Here is a 20,293-nt window from a genome sequence, read left to right on the forward strand (position 1 = left end):
GCAACTCACGACTCCCTGGCTCACGGATCCGGAGGGCGACGGATCCGGAGGAGGGCGGAACCGGGGGCGACGGCCTCGCATGCCGCGGCCTCGGCGGCCGCGGCTTCAACGGACGACGGGCTCGCGGCTCGCGGTCTCAGCGGCTGACGGCCCGGCGGGGGAGCGGCGACGAGTACACGATGCTCGTCGTCACCGACCCGAGCGTGCCGATCTTGCCGGCGATCTCCTCCAGGTGGCGCATCGAGCGGGCGGCGACCTTGATGACGAAGCAGTCGTCGCCGGTGACGTGGTGCGCCTCCAGCACCTCGGGGGTGACGGCGACCAGATCGTGGAAGGGCTTGTAGTTGCCGGTGGGGTAGCGGAGCCGCACGAAGGCGAGGATCGGCAGCCCGAGCCGCTCGTGATCCACCACGGCGGTGTACCCGGTGATCACCCCGGCCTCCTCCAGGCGCCGCACCCGCTCGGTCACCGCCGAGGGCGACATCGACACGGTGCGGGCGAGCTCCGCGTAGCTGGCCCGGCCCTGCGCCTGGAGGGCGTCGAGGATCCGCCAGTCGGTGGCGTCCGGGGCGTAGTCGTTCAGAGGACCGTTCATGGGACCAGAGCCAACAGGGATTTCCCCGGCGGATCAAGCGGTCCGCCGGGGAAAGCCGTCGCGCGGTGCGATCAGAGGCGGGAGATCTCGTCCACGAGATCGTCGAGACCCAGCGGTCCCTGGCTCAGCGCCGCCATGTGCCAGGCCTTCGCGTCGAAGGCGTCGCCGTGCGCCGCGCGGGCCTGCTCGCGGCCGAGCAGCCAGGCCCGCTCACCCAGCTTGTAGCCGATCGCCTGGCCCGGCATCGACAGGTACCGCGTCAGCTCGCTCGCCACGAAGGCCGGCGGCCGGCTGCTGTGGCGCTGGAAGAACTCCTGCGCCAGCTCCGGCGTCCACCGCTCGCCCGGGTGGAACGGCGAGTCCGCCGGAATCTCCAGCCCCAGGTGCATGCCGATGTCGACGATCACCCGGCAGGCCCGCATCATCTGCGCGTCCAGGTAACCGAGCCGCCGCTCCGCGTCCGGCAGGAAGCCGAGCTCGTCCATCAACCGCTCCGCGTACAGCGCCCAGCCCTCGGCGTTGGCGCTGACCATGCCGATGGTGGCCTGGTAGCGGGAGAGGCTCTCGGCGACGTGCACCCACTGCGCGATCTGCAGGTGGTGCCCGGGTACGCCCTCGTGGTACCAGGTCGACACCAGGTCGTAGACGGGGAACCGGGTCTGCCCGTCCACCGGCAGCCAGGTGCGGCCGGGACGCGAGAAGTCCTCGGAGGGGCCGGTGTAGTACGGGGCCGCGGCGCCGCCCGCCGGCGCGATGCGCGACTCCACCTTCCGTACCCGATCGGCGAGTTCGAAGTGGGTGCCGTCGAGGGCGTCGATCGCCTCGTCCATCAGCTGCTGGAGCCACTCGCGGACCTCGTCGACGCCCTCGATGTGGGTGCCGTGCTCGTCGAGGTGGGCGAGCGCCTCCCACGGGTCCGAGCCGGGCAGGATCCGGTCGGCCTCGGTGACCATCTCGCCGCGCAGCCGGTGGTACTCGGACCAGCCGTAGGCGTACGCCTGGTCGAGGTCCAGGTCCGTGCCGTTGAAGAAACGGCTCCAGCGGCGGTAGCGCTCGCGGCCCACGGTGTCGGGCGCGTCGGCGACCGCCGGGGCGTACACGTCGCGCATCCAGTCCCGCAGGGAGGCGACGGCGCCGTTCGCCGCGACCGCTGCCGCGGCGAGTTCGGTACGCAGCTCCTCCGGGAGAGTGTCGGGGCGAGCCGCGGCGTACTGCTCGAACCAGCCCGGTTCGCCCTCGCCCCCGGCCCAGTCGGCGAGCTGTCCGACGAAGGTCGCGGTGGCGCGCGGCCCGCCGAACAGCTTGCGCTCCAGACCGAGCGCGAGCGATGCCCGGTACCCCTCCAGCGCCGCCGGCACGGCGCGTAGCCGCTGGGCGACGGCCGCCCAGTCGTCCTCGGTGTCGGTGGGCATCACGGTGAAGACGATCCGGACGCTGTGCACCGGCGAACGCATGTTGCTGACCGCGCACAGGCCCTCGTCGGCCTCGTGCACGGCCAGTTCGGCGGTGAGCCGCTCCCGGAGCAGGCGGGCGCAGCGCCGCTCGGCGTCGCTGTCCGCACCCGGGGTCCGCTCGGCCTCGTCGAGCAGGACGAGGGTCCGGCGGGCGAGCTCGGCCACGGCCTCCTGGCCTTCTGGGGAGAAGTCGGGAAGCCGTCCGGCGCTCTCCCGGACTCCCAGATGGGTGCCGGTGATCGGGTCGAGGGCGATGAGGTTGTCGACGAAGGCGTCGGCGACCTGACGGGGCAGATTGCTGAGGGAACTCTCTGGCATGTGTCTCATCCTGATGCCTTCAGCGGCCTCCCGTCACCCTCGACAGACGTCACACGGCTGACAAGGACGGTCCCGCGCCCGGCGGCATCAGGGGGCCGCAGTCCCACTGCTGGAAGATCAGCCGGGTTTCGACCCGCGCCACCTCACGCTGCGAGGTGAACTCGTCGAGGACGAGTCGTTGCAGGTCGGAAGGGTCGGCGACGGCCACGTGCACGAGGTAGTCGTCAGGGCCGGTGAGGTGGAACAGCGCCCGGGACTCGGGCAGGGCCCGGATCCGGTCGACGAACGGACCGATCAGTTCCCGCCGGTGCGGCCGCACCTGTACGAGGAGCAGCGCCTCCAGACCGCGACCGAGTTTGGCCGGATCCAGACGCAGTTGGTGCCCGAGGACGACCCCTGTGCGACGGAGGCGGGCGACCCGGTCCAGGCAGGTGGAGGGCGCGACGCCGACCTCGGCGGCGAGCTCGCGGTAGGTGGTCCGGGCGTCGTTCTGCAGAAGGCGGAGAATGTGCAGATCGACCGTGTCCAGTACGACAGAATCGGCCATCCGCCGAACGTAGCACGGACATTCGATGCTACTTCCGGGTATGCGTCCACAGTGCCGCCATGGACGCCATGGATCACGCCCCTTCGGCCACCCCGAGGGCGCTCGCCACCGAAGCCGTGCACGCCGGCCGGGAAGACCTCGCCGCGCTCGGGGTGCACGCCCCGCCGCTCGACCTGTCCACCACCTACCCCTCGTACGACGCCCGGGCGGAGGCCGCCCGCATCGACGAGTTCGCCGCCACCGGCGCGCGCCTCGAGGGCCCGCCGGTCTACGCCCGTCTCGACAACCCGACCGTGGCCCGCTTCGAGGAGGCGCTGGCCCGACTGGAGGGCACGGAGGCCGCCGTGGCCTTCGCGAGCGGCATGGCCGCGCTGACCGCGGTCCTGCTGGCCCGCGCGAGCCAGGGCCTGCGCCACGTCGTCGCGGTCCGTCCGCTGTACGGCTGCAGCGACCACCTCCTGGACGCCGGGCTGCTCGGTACCGAGGTGACCTGGACCGACCCGGCGGGCGTCGCCGACGCGATCCGTCCGGACACCGGCCTCGTGATGGTCGAGTCCCCGGCCAACCCGACCCTGGCCGAAGTCGACATCCGCGCCGTCGCCCACTCCTGCGGCGCCGTCCCGCTCCTGGTCGACAACACCTTCGCCACCCCGGTCCTCCAGCGCCCGGCCGGTCTCGGCGCGCGCATCGTCCTGCACAGCGCGACCAAGTACCTGGGTGGGCACGGTGACGTCATGGGCGGCGTCGTCGCCTGCGACGAGGAGTTCGCCCGCGAACTGCGCCGCGTCCGCTTCGCCACGGGAGGTGTCCTCCACCCCCTCGCCGGCTACCTGCTGCTCCGGGGCCTGTCGACCCTCCCGGTCCGCGTCAGGGCTGCCTCGGCGACGGCCGCGGAGCTGGTACGCCGCCTGGCCACCGACCCCAGGATCGCGCGGGTCCACTACCCGGCGATCGGCGGGGCGATGGTGGCCTTCGAGGTCTACGGCGACCCGCACGAGGTGATCTCCGGAGTCCGGCTGATCACCCCGGCGGTGAGCCTGGGCAGCGTCGACACCCTCATCCAGCACCCGGCCTCGATCAGTCACCGCATCGTGCACGAGGGCGACCGCCGTGCCGCGGGTGTCAGCGACCGGCTGCTGCGGATGTCGGTCGGCCTGGAGGATGTCGAGGATCTGTGGCGGGACCTGACGCAGGCGCTCAGCGCTCGCTCCGCCGAGCCTGCTGCTGCGACCGCTCGCCCCGTAGCGGTGCCGAGTCCAGCCGAGCGGTGATCACCAGCGTTCCCTCCTCGATCTGGTAGTGGAGGGGCAGGTTCAGCGCGCGCATGGCGGCGACCATGCCGGTGTTGGACGACTGCGTCACGGCGTAGACGCTCTCGCATCCGGCCTCCTCGGCCATGGCCACGAGCCGGCCGAGGAGTTCGGAGCCGATCCCGCGTCGCTGCCAGTCGTCCTCGACCAGCAGGGCGACCTCGGTCTCGTCCCCGTCCCACAGCAGGTGGCCGAGGGCGACGAGCCGTCCGGACGTGGTCTGCACGGCGAGTGTGCGTCCGAAGCGCGGGCTGAGCAGATGGTCGAGGTAGCGGTCCGCGTCGCCGACCGGCCCGTGGTAGCGCAGGCTCAGCGTGCGAGACGAGCAGCGGTCGTGCATCGCTCGCGCGGCGACGAGATCGCGCTGGTCTGCGCGCCGGACGGTGATCTCGTTCCCCTCGGGCAGGGTGAGCACGTCCTGGCTGTGGGGAACGCGCGGTCCGAGCCGGGCATCGAGTTCGACGAGAGCACGCGCACGCGCGAACTCGGTCGGTGTGAAGGGAAGGTAGGGGCGCTCGATCAGCAGGGTGCCGCCGCTGGGGTCGCGCAGTTTCATGACGGTCTCTTCGAGTACGCCCTCCACGGGCGCCTGCTCGCCGGTCGGACGTCCGGTCAGGGAGACGGCCGGCACGGAGTGCAGGGTGCACCTGCCGAGGAGCTGACGGAGCGCGAGCGGCAGTTCGGCGGCGTCGAGCGCGGTACGAGTGGCGAGGCCGAGGACCCGGGTGGGCGTGTCCACCAGGTCGTGGGCATCGGCCCGTTCGGTCCAGGGGTCACGCCCACCCGCTGCTTCGATCTCCCGGGCGAGCCGGTCGGCAGAGAGATGCGCCGGCGCGCGGAGCAGGAACTCGTCGACCGTCCCCTGAGTCAGCGGGTGCGTCTGGAGCGTGAGGATGTCGACGCCGAGACGGGCGAGCACCGTGCAGAGCGCGGCCAGGCTGCCCGGGGTGTCGTCGACCGTGGCCCTCATCCGCCACAGCACCGTCTCGACAATCGCCGGTGCCTGTTCCGACGCCGCACCCGAGGCCTGTCGCGCCCGCTCGGCGTGGACGTCCACTGCAGTGGACGTCCACGCGGCCGCGGCGGCAGGTGGGGCATGACTGTGCCTTCGTGCCCACCACGTGTGGAATCCGGCGGTGGCGATCAGGGCGATGGCCGAGAACACCAGGAGGTAAGGGCCTTCGGGGCCCTTCACGATGGTCTTGGCGATCGTGTCGGCCACCACCACGGCGGTGAACAGCGCCGCGAGCTCGATCAGGTCGTGCCGCCAGTGGTGCGGGCGGCGGGTGCTCTTCGAGGACGTCACATCGGTCATGACTTCACTGTGACCGAGCGGTGTTGCGTGATCACGAACGCTTTGTGACTGGCGGGTTAAGTGGCGATCTGGAGGATTTCTGACTGATTCAGGACGTTTCTGTCGCGCCCTGATCGGTTCCCTGGCGTAGTGCGTTCCTCAGTCGCTTGGACTGGGTCACCAGCTGTGACGTCCCCCGTGCCGAAGCGTGCCGTTCGAGTCCGGCCAGCTCCCCGGTCGCCCCGCAGCGTTCCACACAGTCCGCCGCGATGGCCAGCAGCTCACCCAGACCGCGCATGGGTTGCTCCGCTTCGAGCAGTGTCGGCAACGCCTCCGACAGGATCGTCCACACGGTCCCGTACGCGCCGGTCGCCGCCGCGGTCCGGGCCGCGTCCGCAAGGCGGTTCGGCTTCATGGAGCGTTCCGCGAGGAGCCAGGCCAGGTCCCTGCCCACCTGACGCGCATCGAGATCGCCCCGCGCGGCCAGCACGAGCAGTGCGTCCACCGCCCGCAGCCGGTCGTCCGCGTCCCGGCAGCCGAGGCCGAAGGCCAGTACCAGCGCGACAGCCCTGCCCACCTGCCCCTCACCCTCGGCGAGCAGGGTCAGCGGGCCGGCCACATCACGCGCCGAGTCGCCGTCCACCGCACTCGCCATCGAGGAGAGCAGACAGGCCGCGAGCAACTCACGGTCGGCGGGAAACAGTGTGGCCCAGCGCTCGGGGACGTGCTCCCAGTGGTAGCAACGGCGGGCGTTCGGCAGCAGACCACCACCGAGCCAATGGAAGGTCTTCGGGAACTCCTTCCGGAAGTCCTGGCGCTTCGCCATCTCGACCAGGATCCGGTCCACGAGCCACCAACGCCCCGAGCCCTTCGCCTCCGCGCGGGGGTGGAAGCGCACAGTCGCCTTCAGCGGGGTTCCGGACCGCAGCCACGCGGCCAGTCGCGTTCCCGCCTCGCTGCCCAGGGCGTCCGCCTCCTCGGCGGCCCGACTCGCCGAAGCGTCCTGCCGGCGTACCCGCAGCAGCGCATGGCCCAGGTCCACCGGCGCCGGCTCCAGGCCGGCATCGGCGTACTCCCTGAGCCGTCGCACGAGATCCAGCGGATCGATGGCCCCGGTGTGCCGAGTCGGGGTGGCCAGAAGCAGAGGCAGAGTGCCTCCACCGATGAGATGGGCGATCTCCCAGATCCGGGTGTCCTGCGTCACCTCCATAGCCCCGTGCACACAGGTCGTCATCGGTACGGTCTGGTTCCGCCCGGCCTCGATCCGCTCCCGCCTCACCTTCCCGGCGAGTGCGGCGAGGACGCCGTCCAGACCGCGGGGACCGTGCCGGAAGAAGTCGACGTCGGCGTCTCCGGTGGGACCGCTCGTGTTCTGCCAGTACGCCTCGGAGAAGGCCTCCCGGACCCGCTCCGCCACACCGTCCCGGTCCTGGTGGGCGTGCCGTACCAGTCCGTCCAGGGCCAGCTCGAACTCCACGGCACTGCTCGACCGCCGCTGCTGCACCAGCAGGTCTTCCATCAGCTCCTCCAGGGACCCCTGCGGTCCGGGCAGGAACTGCAGCTCCGGCACGGGCGGAAGGATCTCCTCGTACGGCAGGAGCTCGCGCTCCCCGATGCGGCCGAAGACCTCCTCCGCGGCGGCCCGGTGCGCGGGACCGAGAAGCGAGGCCGCCTCCGCCAGGTCGCACCGCGTCTCGTCGTCGACGGACTTGAGATGACGGGTCACGACCTGCAGTGCCCGCTGCTGAATCTCCGTGTCGTCGTGCCCGAAGGCGTCGGCCACCACCGGCAGCACCTCGACCGCGAGTCCGGGACTCCTGGTGAGGACCTTGTTCACCAGAGTCAACTGGCTCCGCAGCAGCTTCTTCTCCGTACGGAAGAGCACGCCCGCCGTCATCTCCGCGAACGCCCCGCCCGGCAGCGCCCCCTCGAGCGCCAGCCCGGAGAGCGTCTTCTGCGCGTATCCCGCGACCGGGGAGGTCGCGTCCGCGGTCATACCGATCCAGTCAGCGATCCTGTCCCGCTGCTCCTCCGAGGTCGGCGGCACCAACTGCAACAGTGCCAGGGGAAGCCGCAGGTCACGCAGGCGCCCGCCGCGCAGCAGACGCGACACGCACAGATCGACCAGCTCCGCGCGATCGAGCACCCCCTCCTGCGCGAGCGCCGCCAGTGCTGTCGGCCAATGTGTCGCGGAGCCGTTCGGCACCGACCAGGTCAGCTGATCGGGCGTCTCCTGCATCGAGAGGGCGTGGGCGACCAGAACCGGAGCCTGCGGATCCGTCCGCAGGTTCTCCAGCAGCCTGCTGTCCGTGATCTGCCGCGTCCAGCCGAGGACGTAGCCGTCCGTCGCCGGCACCGCGGCCCCCTCCACCAGCCCTCGGATCAGGCCGTAGCTCTCCTCGGCGACCGTGGGCTTGGCCGCGAGTCGGTGCGCCACGTCCGCACGCCAGGCGGACGTTCGATCCGCGAGGACGCGCAGTGTCAGGACGCCGTTCTCGGTACGCCAGTTCAGCAGGTCCCGCCCGCCCAGCCAGCTCGCGGCGGCCGCCGCACCGGTATGGCAGCCTGCCCCCGCCACGTACAGCGCCCGCCGGACCCGAGTGGTCTCCTCCCACCGGTTCCAGTCCCACGCACGCACCTCGGACCGCAGCGCCTTCAGCTGTCCCAACGCCTCCAGCCGCGCGCCGGCGTCCAGCGGTTCCAGGAGCCGCGGAACCTCGTCCGCGCGCCCGTTTCGCACCGCCTTCATCAGCGCGTCGACGCCCCATCCGTCGCTCGTCCCGACGAGTACCCCAGTGTTCATCCCCGCCCCCATGCCTTCTGTGATTCGTCCTTCGCCGCCCTCGGTCGCGGCTTGTCACCCGTCGTCACACCGTCGACGCCACCGGTGCTCCACGACGTACCATCCGCACCGCCAACGCGTGCTTGCACGGCCCTCGCCGGCCCCGGTTGTCCGTCCACCCACGTGCAGCTCAACACCCCGTCGGTGACCCGCACGCGGTAGCGCCGTTCGCCCGAGAGCACAATCGCGCGTTCTCCGTCGAGACTCACAGCACCTTCCTCGGCCAGCCGTCGCGCGGAGACGAGTCTCGGGTTGTGGCGTTCGACCCGGTCCGCGTCGTAAGGCAGCTCCCGGTGGAAGTACGCGGCCTCCGCGACGTCGTAACCCACCCGCCCGGCCGTGCCCAGGCGGGTCAGGGCGGCGCGGACCCGTTCGACGGTGAGGCCGGACCGGTCCGCGAGGTCGGCCGGATCGATCCTCGGCTCCCAGGTGAGGAGGACGGAGATCAGCTCCGCGTCCGCCGCGGCGTCGGCGGTGGCGAGAGCCTCCAGCACCCCGCCCTCTCCGGAGAAGCCACGGGCAGGATCGGGCGAGAGGGTGAGCGTCAGCCGCATGCCGGGCAGGGCCACCTCCCACGCGCCGGGCGCGGCCAGGCCGTCGGGAGCCGGCCCGTACACGCGAAGCGCCGTGGCGAAGCGCAGCACCCGCTCCAGAGCGATCAGCCGCTCAGGTCCCGGCAGGCATATGGCTCCGGCTCCCGGACGTGTCGTCGGACGCAGCGTCCTTCCGGACTGGACCACCCACAGCGGAGCCCGACCACGGCTCTGCGAACGGGGCAGCCCGCGGACGAACCGAACGGCTTCCGTGCCGGTCAGCTCAGCCCGCAGATCGAACCGCGCCGAGGCGACCTGCGCCTCCGCGAAGCCGCGAAGCCAGCGGTCCGGCAGCGGAACCTTCTTCTCCACCACCGATCCGCCGAGCGTGGTGACAGCCATCTCGTCGGGCCCCACCCGCAGATGCAGCGGGTCGGCACCGGTCATACGTGACAGCGCCTCGCGCAGAGGGTCGTTCACGTCGACGTTGGTGGTGCCGTGCCCCGTCTTCGTGCCGCCCAGGCCCTCGTCGAGGACATCGAGCCGCGCGTACACCCCGCCGCAGCCGGAGAAGGACTCGAACCGCAGACGGTCCCCGTTCCCCGTCACGACCGGATCCAGTGAGCCCGGTCTCGTCCGCTGGTGGTAGCGCGCCGCGGCCACGTCGGCCACCGCCAGCAGACCGCGCGCGGCGACCTGAGGCGAGGCCAGAAAACCCGTGAAGAAGCGGGGATGTGCCTCGGCCCCGCGAGGGGTGAGGCCGCCGGCGGTCTCCAGACCGAGGAGCCGGCCGGAACCCGTGGACTCAAGGAAAGATGGGCGTGCGTAAGCGAGCGCCTGTACCGATCGCGTCATGCAAACGACCGTAGGGCCTGCCACCGACATCCCGCTCGAATCCACAGGCCGGCCTGTGGATAACTCCGTCCGGCCGCCAGAGGCGCTACTGTCCCACCAGGCCCGGTCGCAGCACCTTCGTGAACAGCACGGTGTCGTCATCCCCTCGCAGACGTACCGTCAGGTCACCGCTCCCTCCGTCGATGTGCACCTCTCCGAAGTACTGCGGGCTCTCCATGGGCGAGACGTTCGCCCGCTCGGGCGCCCGGACGAACACGCGTTCCGGTCCGAAGGTCGGATCCAGCCGGTTGGCCGGGAACCCTCCCGCGGCCAGCGGGCCCGACACGAACTCCCAGAAGGGCGCGAAGTCCCGGAAGGCGGCACGCTCCGGCGCGTAGTGCTGCGCCGAGGTGTAGTGGACGTCCGCCGTCAGCCACACCGTGCCGGTGACGCGACGGTGCTTGACGAAACGCAGCAGCTCGGCGATCTGCAGTTCTCGGCCGAGCGGCGCGCCGGGGTCGCCCTGTGCGATCGCCTCGAAGTCGGCGGAGCCGTCCGGGACGACCAGCCCGATCGGCATGTCCGCGGCCAGCACCTTCCACACCGCCCGCGATCGCACCAGTTCTCGCTTGAGCCAGGCAAGTTGCTCGGCCCCGAGGATGCCGGTGGAGTCGTTCTCCTGCCGACCGGGCGAGTTGGCGTTGCGATACGAACGCATGTCCAGCACGAAGACGTCGAGCAGCGGCCCGTACCGCACCACCCGGTGCATGCGGCCCTCGGCGCCTGCTTGGGCATCTGCCCTGAGCGTCGAGACGGGGAAGTACTCGGCGAAGGCGCGTGACGCGCGGGCCGCGAGGACGTCCACGTCCTTCTCCGCGTAGCGTGCGTCGTCGAGAATCTGCCCCGGGTACCAGTTGTTGCGCACCTCGTGGTCGTCCCACTGCACCACGCTCGGCACCTGCGCGTTGAACGCCCGGACGTTCCGGTCGAGCAGGTTGTAGCGGAAGTTCCCGCGGTACTCGTCCAGCGTCTCGGCGACCTTCGCCTTCTCCGGGGTCATCAGGTTGCGCCAGATCCGCCCGTCGGGGAGCGTCACCGTCGGCTGGAGCGGACCGTCGGCGTAGACGGTGTCGCCGCTGCACAGGAAGAAGTCGGGGTCGAGGCGGCGCATGGCCTCGAAAGCGCGGAATCCGCCGATCTCGGGGTTGATGCCCCAGCCCTGGCCCGCGATATCCCCCGACCAGAGGAAGCGCACGCCGTCGCGACGCCGCTCCGGCGCCGTGCGGAACGTTCCGAGCACCGGCTCGCTCGTACGACGCGGATCGTCGACGTCCGCGAGCACGACCCGGTAGTGGATCTGCTCGCCGGCCGGCAGCCCCCGCAGGAACGCCGATCCCGTGAAGTCCGTACCCGCCCCCAACAGCGGCCCGTGATGGCGGCGGACCCGTCGGAACGACTCCGTCGCCGACGTCTCCACGATCATCCGGGCAGGCCGGTCGGACCGTGCCCACACCAGCCCTGAGTGTGCTGTGACATCTCCGGTCTGTACGCCCCACCGGGCCTCAGGGCGACCGGCCAGGGCGAAGGCCGGCGCCGCGACGCCGGCGCCGCCCAGGGCCAGTCCCGCGGACGCGGCGAGCGAGCCGCGCAGCACACTGCGCCGAGCGGGCGTGGAGGACGAAGCCGCCATGGGCGGGACGACGGGGCGGGAACCGGGCTGGTGCGCGGACATGTGGCCTCCGGGAGCGAGTCGGGTCCGACGCGTCGCCAGGCAGGCGACGCCAAATTTGACTGTCGGCGCAACAGTTCGCGCCGGACCCTGCCTATGCGCCCGGAGAGGCGACCGCGCGAACCCCGCGTGAACAGAGCACCCCGGCCGCCTGGCTTCTGCCCAGAGCCTCCGCCGTCCGGCGCACCCCCGCCGCGATCGCCTTGGGCGTCAGATGCGCGTACCCGATCACGAGCCGTACGGCACCGTCGGCGGGCCGGGCCGTTCCGTACTCCTCCAGCGCGCGCAGGGCCACACCGGCGCGCGCCGCCTCCGCCAGGAAGTGCTCCGTCGGCCCGTATCGCGCAGGGACGCGCGCGATGACATGCAGCCCGGCGGCGATGCCCGTCACCGACGTCCCGGGAAAGTGCTCCCGCAACGAGTCCAGCAAGGCGTCCCGCCGCTCCCGGTAGACACGCTGGCAACGACGCAATTGCCGGTCGTAACCCCCACCCGTCACTATGTGCGCCAACGCCGCCTGGTCCAGTGCCGGATGCCCCAGGTCCATCGTCCGCTTCCGCTCGACGACCTCATCCACCAGGCCTTCCGGTACGACCATCCAGCCCAGCCGCAACCCCGGCGCGAGCGACTTGCTCACCGAACCCGTGTACACGACCCGTTCGGGGTCGAGTCCCTGGAGCGCGCCCACCGGCGCCCGGTCGTACCGGAAGTCGCCGTCGTAGTCGTCCTCCAGGACGTACCCGTCCACCGACCGTGCCCAGTCCAGGAGCATGCCGCGTCGTTCCGCCGACCACGCGATCCCGGACGGGAACTGATGCGACGGCGTCACCACCACGGCTCGCACCCCCGCCGCCGCGAGCGGCTCGGGGCGCAGGCCCTCCTCGTCGAGCGGCAGCCACACCGTCTCCAGACCGGTCGACGCGAACAGCCGGGCGTGCTCGGGACTGCCGGGATCCTCCACTCCCACCGTCCCGTGTCCCCGCTCCCGGAGCACGAACCCGATCAGCGTCGCCGCCTGCGCCACGCCCGAGCACACCACCAGCCGGTCGGGGTCGACCACCACGCCCCTGCGCCGGCTCAGCATCGCCGCGAGCGCGGAGCGCAGTACCGGCAGTCCGCGCGGGTCCGGATACCCGAGCGCTTGGTGCGGCAGCTCGGCGAGCACCGCGCGCTGCGCCGCCGCCCAGGCCGCGCGCGGGAAGAGCGACAGGTCGGGAACGCCGGGCCGGAAGTCGACGGTCGCACCTGTGCCGGACCGCTCCCATGCTTCCGGAGCCCGCGCACCGGGCGACGCCGCCGGTGCCGTGCGGACCGCGTCGCTCACCCACGTCCCCGAGCCGCGGTCGCTGCGGAGGTAGCCCTCCGCCGTCAGCTGCTCGTACGCCTCCGTGACCAAGCCACGGGAGACCCGCAGGTCCGCGGCGAGCGCCCGGCTCGACGGCAGCCGGGTGCCGGACGCGAGCCGCCCCGTCCGGACGGCCTCGCGCATCGCCTCCTGCAAGGCGCGGCCCCGTCGGCGGGCCGGTTCCGATGCGGCGGGAAGCAACAGCTCCCAGGCCGGCTGCGCGCCGCTGTCCCGGCACGACCGCTGAGGTGCCGAACCGGAAGTGGTCCCCGATGGCGTCATGGAAGTGGACCTTAACCCGGACCGCCCCGCTCCCTAGCGTCAGGACCATGAACGCGAACGCCCTGCGCGGTGTCCTGCTCGTGACCCTCGCCTACGCCCTCGTCGGCGCCTCCTTCACCGCCAACGGCCTGCTCGGCGACTACCCGTACGCGGGTGGGCAGGCACTCCGCTACGGCGCCGCCTGTCTGCTCCTGCTCCCGCTCCTCGGCCGTGGCGGACTCGCCCCACTCCGGCTCCTCGGAGTCGGCTCCTGGGTGCGCATCGCCGTCCTGGCCGGCGTCGGCATGGTCGGCTTCAACCTCGCCGTCCTCGCCGCCGAGCGCACCGCCGAACCCGCCGTCCCCGGAGTCGTCGTCGGCTGCGCCCCGATCGTCGTCGCCGTCCTCGTCCCCCTGCTCGAAGGGCGCAGGCCCGCGCGGCCCGTGCTGTACGGGGCCCTGCTCGTCGCCGCCGGTGCCTTCACCGTGCAGGGGTGGGGGCGCACCGACCTCGCCGGGCTCGGCTGGTCGGTCGCGGCGCTCGCCGGAGAGGTCGGCTTCACCGTGCTCGCGGTGCCCGTGCTGCGGCCCCTCGGCCCCCGGCTGCTCACCGTCGCCGTCTGTGGTGTGGGCGCGGTGGAGGCGACGCTGATCGGGCTCCTCGTGGACGGTTCCGCGTTCGTGCGCATGCCGACCGGGGTGGAGGCCGGCGCGTTGCTGTGGCAGACGGTGCTCGCGACCGTCGTCGGTTTCGTCCTCTTCTACATGGCGGTTCAGCGCATCGGTATGGAGCGCGCCACGCTCTATACCGGCGCGATCCCCGTGGCGGCCGCGCTCAGCGCCGCCGCCGTCGGGGAGGCGACCTTCGGTCTCCCGCAGGCCGTGGGCGGGGTGCTGGTCGGGGCGGGGGCCGCGCTCGGCACCGGGCTGCTCACCCGACGGAGGAGGACGGCCGGTTCACTCGGCGGAGCTGCCGTCGAGGATGACGCGGGCGACGAGCGCGGGATCGTCGTTCATGGGGACGTGACCGCAGCCGGGGAGCCGCACGAGGCGCGCGCCGGGGATGGTCCGCTTGGCGCGGACGCCCTGGCGGCGCAGCAGCAGCCGGTCCCGGGTGCCCCAGGCGACGGTGACGGGCAGGGACGGGATGTCGTCGCGGAAGAGGACGGTCCGGCCCGCGGCGAGGGTCTGGTGGAAGCCGGTGGCCTCGCGCAGGGCGAGCGTCTCCGCGACGACCGCCTCGGGTGAGCGGCGGCCGGGGCGGGCGTAGATGGTGCTGGTGAGGGCGGTGCGTCCGGCCGGTGTACGGGCGAGGCGGTCGATCAGGGGGACGGGCAGCGACAGGGCCGCGCCGCGCATGGCCCGCAGGGTCCCGAAGGCGTACCGGCGCTCGCTCTCGGTCCAGAATCCTGCGGGGGAGAGGGCCGTGACCGAGCGGACCGCCTTCTCGCGGCCGAGCTGGAGGGCGAGCAGCCCGCCGAGCGAGTTGCCGGCCACGTGCGGCCGCTCGACGCCGAGGGCCGCGCAGAACGCGGCCAGCACGGGTGTGACGGTCGTCAGGTCGTAGGCGCAGCCCTGCGGGAGCCCGTCGGACGCGCCGAAGCCCGGCAGATCGACGGCGATCACGTCGCGCTCCGAGGCCAGGACGTCGAGGACCGGCTCCCACGCCCGCCAGTGGTGGCCGATGCCGTGGAGGAGGAGCAGTGGCGCGCCCGAGCCGCGGCGCTCGTAGGTCAGGGATGTGGCGCGACGACCCAGCGGGGTCTCGAACTCGAACGCGATACGTGCCGGCATGGAGGCTCCCTCGTACATCCTCTTAGACGTTCCGTCAGCAAGAATTACTCGCCAGTAGGAGCGACTTCAAGAGTCCTGCGGAAAGTGATGCCGCCGGATCCCGCCCCGAGGGCCGCACCCTTTCCTCGCAGCGACCGCGCTCCTCCCCGGCCGCGACCTCACCCCACCCTCGCCGCATCTCGCCCCTCCATCGCCGGGGCCCCGCCCCCACCCCCGAAGCCCCGCCCACCGGACCGGTGGGCGGGGCTTCGGGCTGCGCGCTTCTCACGAAGGTGCGAACGTCCTGTGAACGATCAAGGTCAGAGGGTCACATTTCCGGACGTTCGACGGAGGATTGGTCTTGACCAAGGTGACGGCTCGCCTTATGGTCGCAGAGTTAGTGCAGGAACCTTTAATAAACAAGGGCGCGGAAACGCCGCGGGACACGGCGAATTGCGGAGGACAGGGTGGGGACCACGCAGCTGGAATCGGTCCAGGAACCGAAGTACCAGCACCTCAAGACGGTGATCGGCGAAGCTCTCGACTCCGACTTCGCGGTCGGTGAGATCCTGCCCAACGAGCGCGAGCTCGCGGCCCGCTTCGGCGTCGCGCGGGCCACGCTCCGCCAGGCCTTGGAGCAGCTGGAGCTGGAAGGACGCCTCCAGCGCCGGCGCGGCGTCGGGACGACGGTCGCGCCCCCGCGCGTCGGCGTCGACGTCTCGACCACGCAGCAGGCCTGGCCCGGTGTCGGTGACGACGCCTGGCAGGCCCAGGACTCCCTCTTCGGCACGGCGCCCGCCGCCGTCACGCGCCTGCTGGACACCCCGGTCGGCGAGGACGTGCACCTGGTCCGCCGAGTGCGGCTCAGCCAGGGCCAGGCCGTCGCCGCGGAGCTGCTGTACGTGCCCGCGGGTTCGGTCGCCGGACTCGCCGCGATCGACGCCCCCGCCGGGCCCACGCGTGCGCGTGCCGTGCTGCGCGAGCTCCAGCAGCTGGCCCTCGACGGCCAGGACCGTTCGGTGGAACTGGGCTCCGCGCGCGCGGAGGACGCCAAGGAACTGGACCGCCTGCCGGGTTCGCCGGTCCTGGTCGTGACGACCCGCTACCTCTCCGGCGGCCGTACCGCGGCCGTCTCCGTCGCCACGTACCGCGCCGACACCTGCCGCCTCACCTTCGGCGACTCCGTCGACCTGGCCATGGCGTCCTGACGCCACCGCACCACCCACTCGCCGCGACCGGCTCTCGGAGCCCGTCGCGGTGAGGCTCGACGAACGCGAGGACCCGACCTACCCAGGTCGGGTCCTCGTCCTTTCACCCATCACCCGATTCCGACACCGACGGTCGCCGCACGCCGGCTCGCGCCCGGACGGTCCGGCGCCTGGCGGTCCAGCGCCCCCGCGCGGTCCAGCGCCTGGGAGACCGGCGCCGGGAGGTCCAGCGCCTCGGGGGTCGGCGCGGGGCGCTCTAGCGTCGGGCCGTCACGCTGCCCTCGACCGCGAACAGCTGCTCCTCGACGTGGTCGAGGGCGAGCCGCAGCGCACCCGTGCCGACGGCGGCCTCGCCGAGAAGCGAGAGCACCACGCGCGGGGGGCGGAGGCAGAACCGCGCCAGCTCCTCGCGGAGCGGCTGCAGCACCCCGTCCAGGCCGGCCGCCCAGCCGCCGACCACCACCAGTTCGGGATCGAGCGCCAGGACGAGCGCGCCGACGTCGTGCACCAGGCGCTGGATGAACCGCTCCACCGCCGCCTCTGCCCGCGCGTCACCCTTCCTCGCCAACGCGAAGACCTCCGCCACCGCCTGCTCGTCGAGCGGATGCAGCGGTTCGTCGGTCGTCGACAGAAGGTGCTCCGGGGTCACTCCGCGCCCCAGCAGATGCAGCGCGCCGATCTCGCCCGCCGCGCCGCCGTAACCGCGGTGCAGCCGGCCGCCGATCAGCGAACCCGCCCCGGGGCTCAGACCGGCGAGGACGAACACGATGTCGTCGGAGTCGGTCGCGGCACCCTTCCAGTGCTCGGCGACAGCGGCCGCGTTCGCGTCGTTCTCCACGATCACCGGGCAGCGGAAGGAGCGGCGCAGCCGCTCGCCGAGCGCCAGGCCCGTCCAGCCGGGCAGCGCGGTGCCGAGTCGTACCGTGCCGTCGGCCTCCACGATGCCGGGGGTGCCGACACCGACGGCCCGCAGGTTCGACCGGGGCACGCCGGCCCGCCGCAGGACGTCGGCGACGACCGTACGCACCTTGTCGAGGCGCTCGTCCTCGGGTGCCGTCTCCGACACCTCGCGCGCGCCGGCGCTGATGATCCGGCCGTCGAGGCCGGAGAGGAGGGCCGCGACGCGGTGCGGCCCGATCTCGATCCCGAGCAGATGGCCGGCCTCGGCGCGGAAGCGGAAGCGTCGGGCGGGACGGCCCTGGCGCCGGGCCTCACCCTCCTCGGGTGCGGTCTCGACGACGAGACCGCCTTCGATGAGTCCTTCGACGACGCCCTCGACGGTCGGCCGGGACAGGCCCGTGATCCGGGTCAGATCGGTGAGCGTCCGCGCGTCTGAGCCACGCAGCGCATGGAGTACCACCGCGGAATTGATCCGCCGCAGTAGAGACGGATCCCCGCCGGTCAGCCGCCCCACCGTGTGTCCTCCCAGCTCGTGCCCGTCTCAGGCGGATGGTACTCAATGGTTCCGGAAGCGGCGAGGGCCGCCCCCGGGACGTGTCCGCGCCGTGTCCGCCCCGAGACCCGCGGAGGCCCTTCCCGTCACTCTCCCCGACTCCGGGACCGGTGGCCGGCCGAGAGGCCTGCTCCGGTCGAGCCGGACTGACGCGGCGCCAACTGTCAGTGCCGGACGGTTTACTGGGCACATGACCACGACACGCCTTCTGTCGGACCTCGACTTACTACGGTCGAGGGCGTTCCCGGCCGTGCCGGAGCGTTCCGGCCACGTCGACAGCGGGCCCGGTTTCCATGTCGCCGCGCTCGCCACCAGCGAGGAGTTCTGGGAGGACGGGAGCCTCCGGGAGGTCGTCGGGGAGCAGTACGAAGCCGAGCGGGACGGGCTGGCCGCCGTGCTCGCCGCACGCTGGGGCGAACCGGACCGGATGAGCCTGTGGTCGCTGCGGGATCGCTGCGCTGCGGGGGAGCGCCTGCCGGAACCCTGGTCCGACCTGTCCGCGCACGTGCAGGACCTCATGCTCTGGCGTGTGGACGCCAGATGGATAGCACTTGGCGTCTCGCAGTGGGGCGAGGAGCTGCCGTTCCAGCTCCTCGCCGTCGTCACGGACGTGGATCCGCCGTAGCCGTAGCCGTGCCGTAGCCGTAGCCGTAGCCGTACCTGAGACCTGAGGCCTGGGGCCGACGGCCGGAGCCTCGGCTCGGTTACGTACCCGGCTCGGGTCACTCACCCGGCTTCGGGTCACGCAGCGGCTGCGCGGACGGCAGTTCGGCGGCCTCCCGCAGGCGGGCGTACTCCTGCGCCATCGTCTCCGCGGTCCAGTGGGCGTTGAGCCCGCTCGGGTTGGGCAGCGCCCAGATCCGGGTCGTGCCGATCGTCCGTTCCTGCGGGCCGATCGCGGCCTTCGGTTCGGCGAAGGCCGTGCGGTACGCGGTCACGCCGACGACCGCGAGCCAGCGAGGCTTCAGGCGCAGGACCTTCGCGGTGAGGATGCGGCCGCCCTCGACGTACTCCTCGCGGCTCAGCTCGTCGGCGCGCGCGGTCGGCCGGGCGGCGACGTTCGTGATGCCGAGGCCGTACGAGAGCAGCTCGTCCTGCTCGTCGGGGCGCAGCAGGCGCGGGGTGAAGCCGGAGAGGTGGAGCACCGGCCAGAAGCGGTTGCCGGGACGGGCGAAGTGGTGGCCGGTCGCGGCGGTCATCAGGCCCGGGTTGATGCCGCAGAACAGAACGGCGAGGCCGCCCTCGGCCACGTCGGGGACGACGCGGTCGCGGGCGGCCTCCAGTTCCTCACGGGTGAACCGGCGGGTCCGGGTCAGAGGATCGCCCCGGGGGCGTAGGCGGCGGCCTCCGGGTGCTGCTTGACGAGCTCCTCGATCCGGGACACCACGGTGGCGACCTGATCGGCGGCGGCGCCGGTGAAGGAGAGCTTGTCCGCCATCAGCTCGTCGAGCTGCGCGCGGTCGAGCGGGATGCGGTCGTCGGCGGCGAGCTTGTCGAGCAGCTCGTTGCGCTCGACGCCCTGCTCACGCATGGCGAGGGCGGAGGCGACCGCGTTCTCCTTGATCGCCTCGTGGGCGAGCTCGCGGCCCACGCCGGCGCGGACCGAGGCCATGAGGACCTTGGTGGTCGCGAGGAAGGGGAGGTAGCGGTCGAGCTCGCGGGCGACGACGGCCGGGAAGGCGCCGAACTCGTCGAGCACGGTGAGGAAGGTCTCCAGCAGGCCGTCGAGCGCGAAGAACGCGTCCGGCAGGGCCACGCGGCGGACCACGGAGCAGGACACGTCGCCCTCGTTCCACTGGTCGCCGGCCAGCTCGCCGGTCATCGACGCGTAGCCGCGGAGGATGACCATGAGGCCGTTGACGCGCTCGCAGGAGCGGGTGTTCATCTTGTGCGGCATCGCGGAGGAGCCGACCTGACCGGGCTTGAAGCCCTCGGTGACGAGCTCGTGGCCGGCCATCAGGCGGATCGTCTTGGCGATCGAGGACGGGCCGGCGGCGAGCTGCACCAGCGCGGTGACCACGTCGTAGTCGAGCGAGCGCGGGTAGACCTGGCCGACCGAGGTGAAGGCGTGCGCGAAGCCGAGGTGGCCGGCGATCCGCTGCTCCAGCTCCGCGAGCTTGGCGGCGTCGCCACCGAGCAGGTCGAGCATGTCCTGGGCGGTGCCGACGGGACCCTTGATGCCGCGCAGCGGGTAGCGGCCGAGGAGCTCCTCCAGGCGGGTGTACGCCACGAGCAGCTCGTCCGCGGTGGTCGCGAAGCGCTTGCCGAGGGTGGTGGCCTGGGCGGCGACGTTGTGCGAGCGCCCAGCCATGACCAGCTCGCCGTACTCGGCGGACAGCTTGCCGAGGCGCGCCAGGACGGCGACCGTACGGTCCCGGACCAGCTCCAGGGAGAGGCGGATCTGGAGCTGCTCGACGTTCTCCGTGAGGTCGCGCGAGGTCATGCCCTTGTGCACGTGCTCGTGGCCGGCGAGGGCGTTGAACTCCTCGATGCGGGCCTTCACGTCGTGCCGGGTGACCTTCTCGCGCTCGGCGATGGAGCCGAGGTCGACCTGGTCGAGGACGCGCTCGTAGTCGGCGATAGCCGCGTCCGGAACCTCGATCCCGAGGTCCTTCTGGGCACGCAGCACGGCGAGCCACAGCTGCCGCTCCAGCTTCACCTTCTGCTCGGGGGACCAGAGGACGGCGAGCTCCGCGGAGGCGTAGCGGCCGGCCAGGACGTTGGGGATACGGGGCTTCACAGTCGCAGCAGTCACGGGTCCAGAGTTTACTGGTGATTTCTGCAGGCCAGCGCCGTGG

General features: G+C 72.2%; 14 protein-coding genes and 2 pseudogenes. 4 read left to right on the plus strand and 12 right to left on the minus strand.

What is annotated here, in order from left to right; genetic code table 11:
• Positions 1-136: 136 nt before the first annotated feature.
• The 3 genes from ACF1BN_RS24345 to ACF1BN_RS24355 all read right to left on the minus strand — a co-directional run bounded on the left by ACF1BN_RS24345 (position 137) and on the right by ACF1BN_RS24355 (position 2,914).
• Positions 137-583, minus strand: a complete 447-nt coding sequence (locus ACF1BN_RS24345) for an Lrp/AsnC family transcriptional regulator (protein WP_392333773.1) — start codon at positions 581-583, stop codon at positions 137-139.
• An 83-nt stretch (positions 584-666) separates the two neighbouring features.
• A complete protein-coding gene (locus ACF1BN_RS24350) occupies positions 667-2,367 on the minus strand; it encodes a DUF885 domain-containing protein (RefSeq protein ID WP_392333708.1) in 1,701 nt (566 codons plus the stop codon).
• A 49-nt stretch (positions 2,368-2,416) separates the two neighbouring features.
• Positions 2,417-2,914 (minus strand): Lrp/AsnC family transcriptional regulator, encoded by a 498-nt coding sequence (locus tag ACF1BN_RS24355; protein ID WP_392333709.1) that lies wholly within the window; start codon positions 2,912-2,914, stop codon positions 2,417-2,419.
• Between the two features lie 59 nt (positions 2,915-2,973).
• On the opposite strand from ACF1BN_RS24355, the gene ACF1BN_RS24360 reads away from it, so the two are divergent.
• Positions 2,974-4,185 carry a trans-sulfuration enzyme family protein gene (locus ACF1BN_RS24360; RefSeq protein WP_392333710.1) on the plus strand — a complete coding sequence of 404 codons (1,212 nt, stop codon included), beginning with the start codon at positions 2,974-2,976 and terminating at the stop codon, positions 4,183-4,185.
• On the opposite strand, the gene ACF1BN_RS24365 is transcribed toward ACF1BN_RS24360, so the two are convergent.
• The 5 genes and pseudogenes from ACF1BN_RS24365 to ACF1BN_RS24385 all read right to left on the minus strand — a co-directional run bounded on the left by ACF1BN_RS24365 (position 4,112) and on the right by ACF1BN_RS24385 (position 13,083).
• The gene (locus ACF1BN_RS24365) at positions 4,112-5,539 is read right to left on the minus strand and encodes a GNAT family N-acetyltransferase (RefSeq protein WP_392333711.1); all 1,428 of its coding nucleotides are present in this window, start codon (positions 5,537-5,539) and stop codon (positions 4,112-4,114) included. The two genes, ACF1BN_RS24360 and ACF1BN_RS24365, sit on opposite strands and share 74 nt — an antisense overlap.
• A gap of 88 nt (positions 5,540-5,627) precedes the next feature.
• The gene (locus tag ACF1BN_RS24370) at positions 5,628-8,321 is read right to left on the minus strand and encodes a DUF6493 family protein (RefSeq protein ID WP_392333712.1); all 2,694 of its coding nucleotides are present in this window, start codon (positions 8,319-8,321) and stop codon (positions 5,628-5,630) included.
• Positions 8,322-8,385: 64 nt separating this feature from the next.
• A pseudogene (locus ACF1BN_RS24375) lies at positions 8,386-9,748 on the minus strand (SWIM zinc finger family protein).
• Between the two features lie 85 nt (positions 9,749-9,833).
• Complete coding sequence (locus ACF1BN_RS24380) at positions 9,834-11,417, minus strand: alkaline phosphatase D family protein (protein ID WP_392333774.1); 1,584 nt, start codon at positions 11,415-11,417, stop codon at positions 9,834-9,836.
• A 133-nt stretch (positions 11,418-11,550) separates the two neighbouring features.
• Positions 11,551-13,083: a PLP-dependent aminotransferase family protein gene (locus ACF1BN_RS24385; protein WP_392333713.1), complete on the minus strand. Its 1,533-nt coding sequence runs from the start codon at positions 13,081-13,083 to the stop codon at positions 11,551-11,553.
• A 47-nt stretch (positions 13,084-13,130) separates the two neighbouring features.
• On the opposite strand from ACF1BN_RS24385, the pseudogene ACF1BN_RS24390 reads away from it, so the two are divergent.
• Positions 13,131-13,967, plus strand: a pseudogene (locus tag ACF1BN_RS24390) (DMT family transporter); the annotation flags it as partial.
• A gap of 51 nt (positions 13,968-14,018) precedes the next feature.
• Here ACF1BN_RS24390 and ACF1BN_RS24395 read toward each other — a convergent pair.
• Positions 14,019-14,855, minus strand: a complete 837-nt coding sequence (locus ACF1BN_RS24395; protein ID WP_392333714.1) for an alpha/beta fold hydrolase — start codon at positions 14,853-14,855, stop codon at positions 14,019-14,021.
• A 446-nt stretch (positions 14,856-15,301) separates the two neighbouring features.
• Here ACF1BN_RS24395 and ACF1BN_RS24400 point away from each other — a divergent pair, with 446 nt between their 5' ends.
• On the plus strand, positions 15,302-16,042 hold the full coding sequence (locus ACF1BN_RS24400; RefSeq protein ID WP_392333715.1) for a GntR family transcriptional regulator: 741 nt from the start codon (positions 15,302-15,304) through the stop codon (positions 16,040-16,042).
• Between the two features lie 256 nt (positions 16,043-16,298).
• Here ACF1BN_RS24400 and ACF1BN_RS24405 read toward each other — a convergent pair whose 3' ends face one another.
• Positions 16,299-17,456: an ROK family transcriptional regulator gene (locus ACF1BN_RS24405; RefSeq protein ID WP_392333716.1), complete on the minus strand. Its 1,158-nt coding sequence runs from the start codon at positions 17,454-17,456 to the stop codon at positions 16,299-16,301.
• Between the two features lie 229 nt (positions 17,457-17,685).
• Between ACF1BN_RS24405 and ACF1BN_RS24410 the strand changes: the two genes are divergently transcribed.
• On the plus strand, positions 17,686-18,120 hold the full coding sequence (locus ACF1BN_RS24410; RefSeq protein WP_392333717.1) for a hypothetical protein: 435 nt from the start codon (positions 17,686-17,688) through the stop codon (positions 18,118-18,120).
• 97 nt (positions 18,121-18,217) lie between these two features.
• Here ACF1BN_RS24410 and mug read toward each other — a convergent pair whose 3' ends face one another.
• Together mug and purB are read right to left on the minus strand one after the other, a co-directional pair.
• Positions 18,218-18,745, minus strand: a complete 528-nt coding sequence (mug, locus tag ACF1BN_RS24415) for a G/U mismatch-specific DNA glycosylase (RefSeq protein ID WP_392333718.1) — start codon at positions 18,743-18,745, stop codon at positions 18,218-18,220.
• Between the two features lie 62 nt (positions 18,746-18,807).
• On the minus strand, positions 18,808-20,250 hold the full coding sequence (gene purB / locus ACF1BN_RS24420; protein WP_392333719.1) for an adenylosuccinate lyase: 1,443 nt from the start codon (positions 20,248-20,250) through the stop codon (positions 18,808-18,810).
• Positions 20,251-20,293 lie beyond the last annotated feature (43 nt).

The sequence above is a fragment of the Streptomyces sp. NPDC014861 genome (assembly GCF_043081625.1).
GTDB lineage: Bacteria > Actinomycetota > Actinomycetes > Streptomycetales > Streptomycetaceae > Streptomyces.

Bases quoted from the DNA above. Each gene is read 5' to 3' on its own strand.
- ACF1BN_RS24350 (WP_392333708.1), bottom strand. From the start codon at position 2,367: ATGCCAGAGAGTTCCCTCAGCAATCTGCCCCGTCAGGTCGCCGACGCC.
- ACF1BN_RS24355 (WP_392333709.1), bottom strand. From the start codon at position 2,914: ATGGCCGATTCTGTCGTACTGGACACGGTCGATCTGCACATTCTCCGC.
- ACF1BN_RS24360 (WP_392333710.1), top strand. From the start codon at position 2,974: ATGGACGCCATGGATCACGCCCCTTCGGCCACCCCGAGGGCGCTCGCC.
- ACF1BN_RS24365 (WP_392333711.1), bottom strand. From the start codon at position 5,539: ATGACCGATGTGACGTCCTCGAAGAGCACCCGCCGCCCGCACCACTGG.
- ACF1BN_RS24370 (WP_392333712.1), bottom strand. From the start codon at position 8,321: ATGAACACTGGGGTACTCGTCGGGACGAGCGACGGATGGGGCGTCGAC.
- ACF1BN_RS24380 (WP_392333774.1), bottom strand. From the start codon at position 11,417: ATGGCGGCTTCGTCCTCCACGCCCGCTCGGCGCAGTGTGCTGCGCGGC.
- ACF1BN_RS24385 (WP_392333713.1), bottom strand. From the start codon at position 13,083: ATGACGCCATCGGGGACCACTTCCGGTTCGGCACCTCAGCGGTCGTGC.
- ACF1BN_RS24395 (WP_392333714.1), bottom strand. From the start codon at position 14,855: ATGCCGGCACGTATCGCGTTCGAGTTCGAGACCCCGCTGGGTCGTCGC.
- ACF1BN_RS24410 (WP_392333717.1), top strand. From the start codon at position 17,686: ATGACCACGACACGCCTTCTGTCGGACCTCGACTTACTACGGTCGAGG.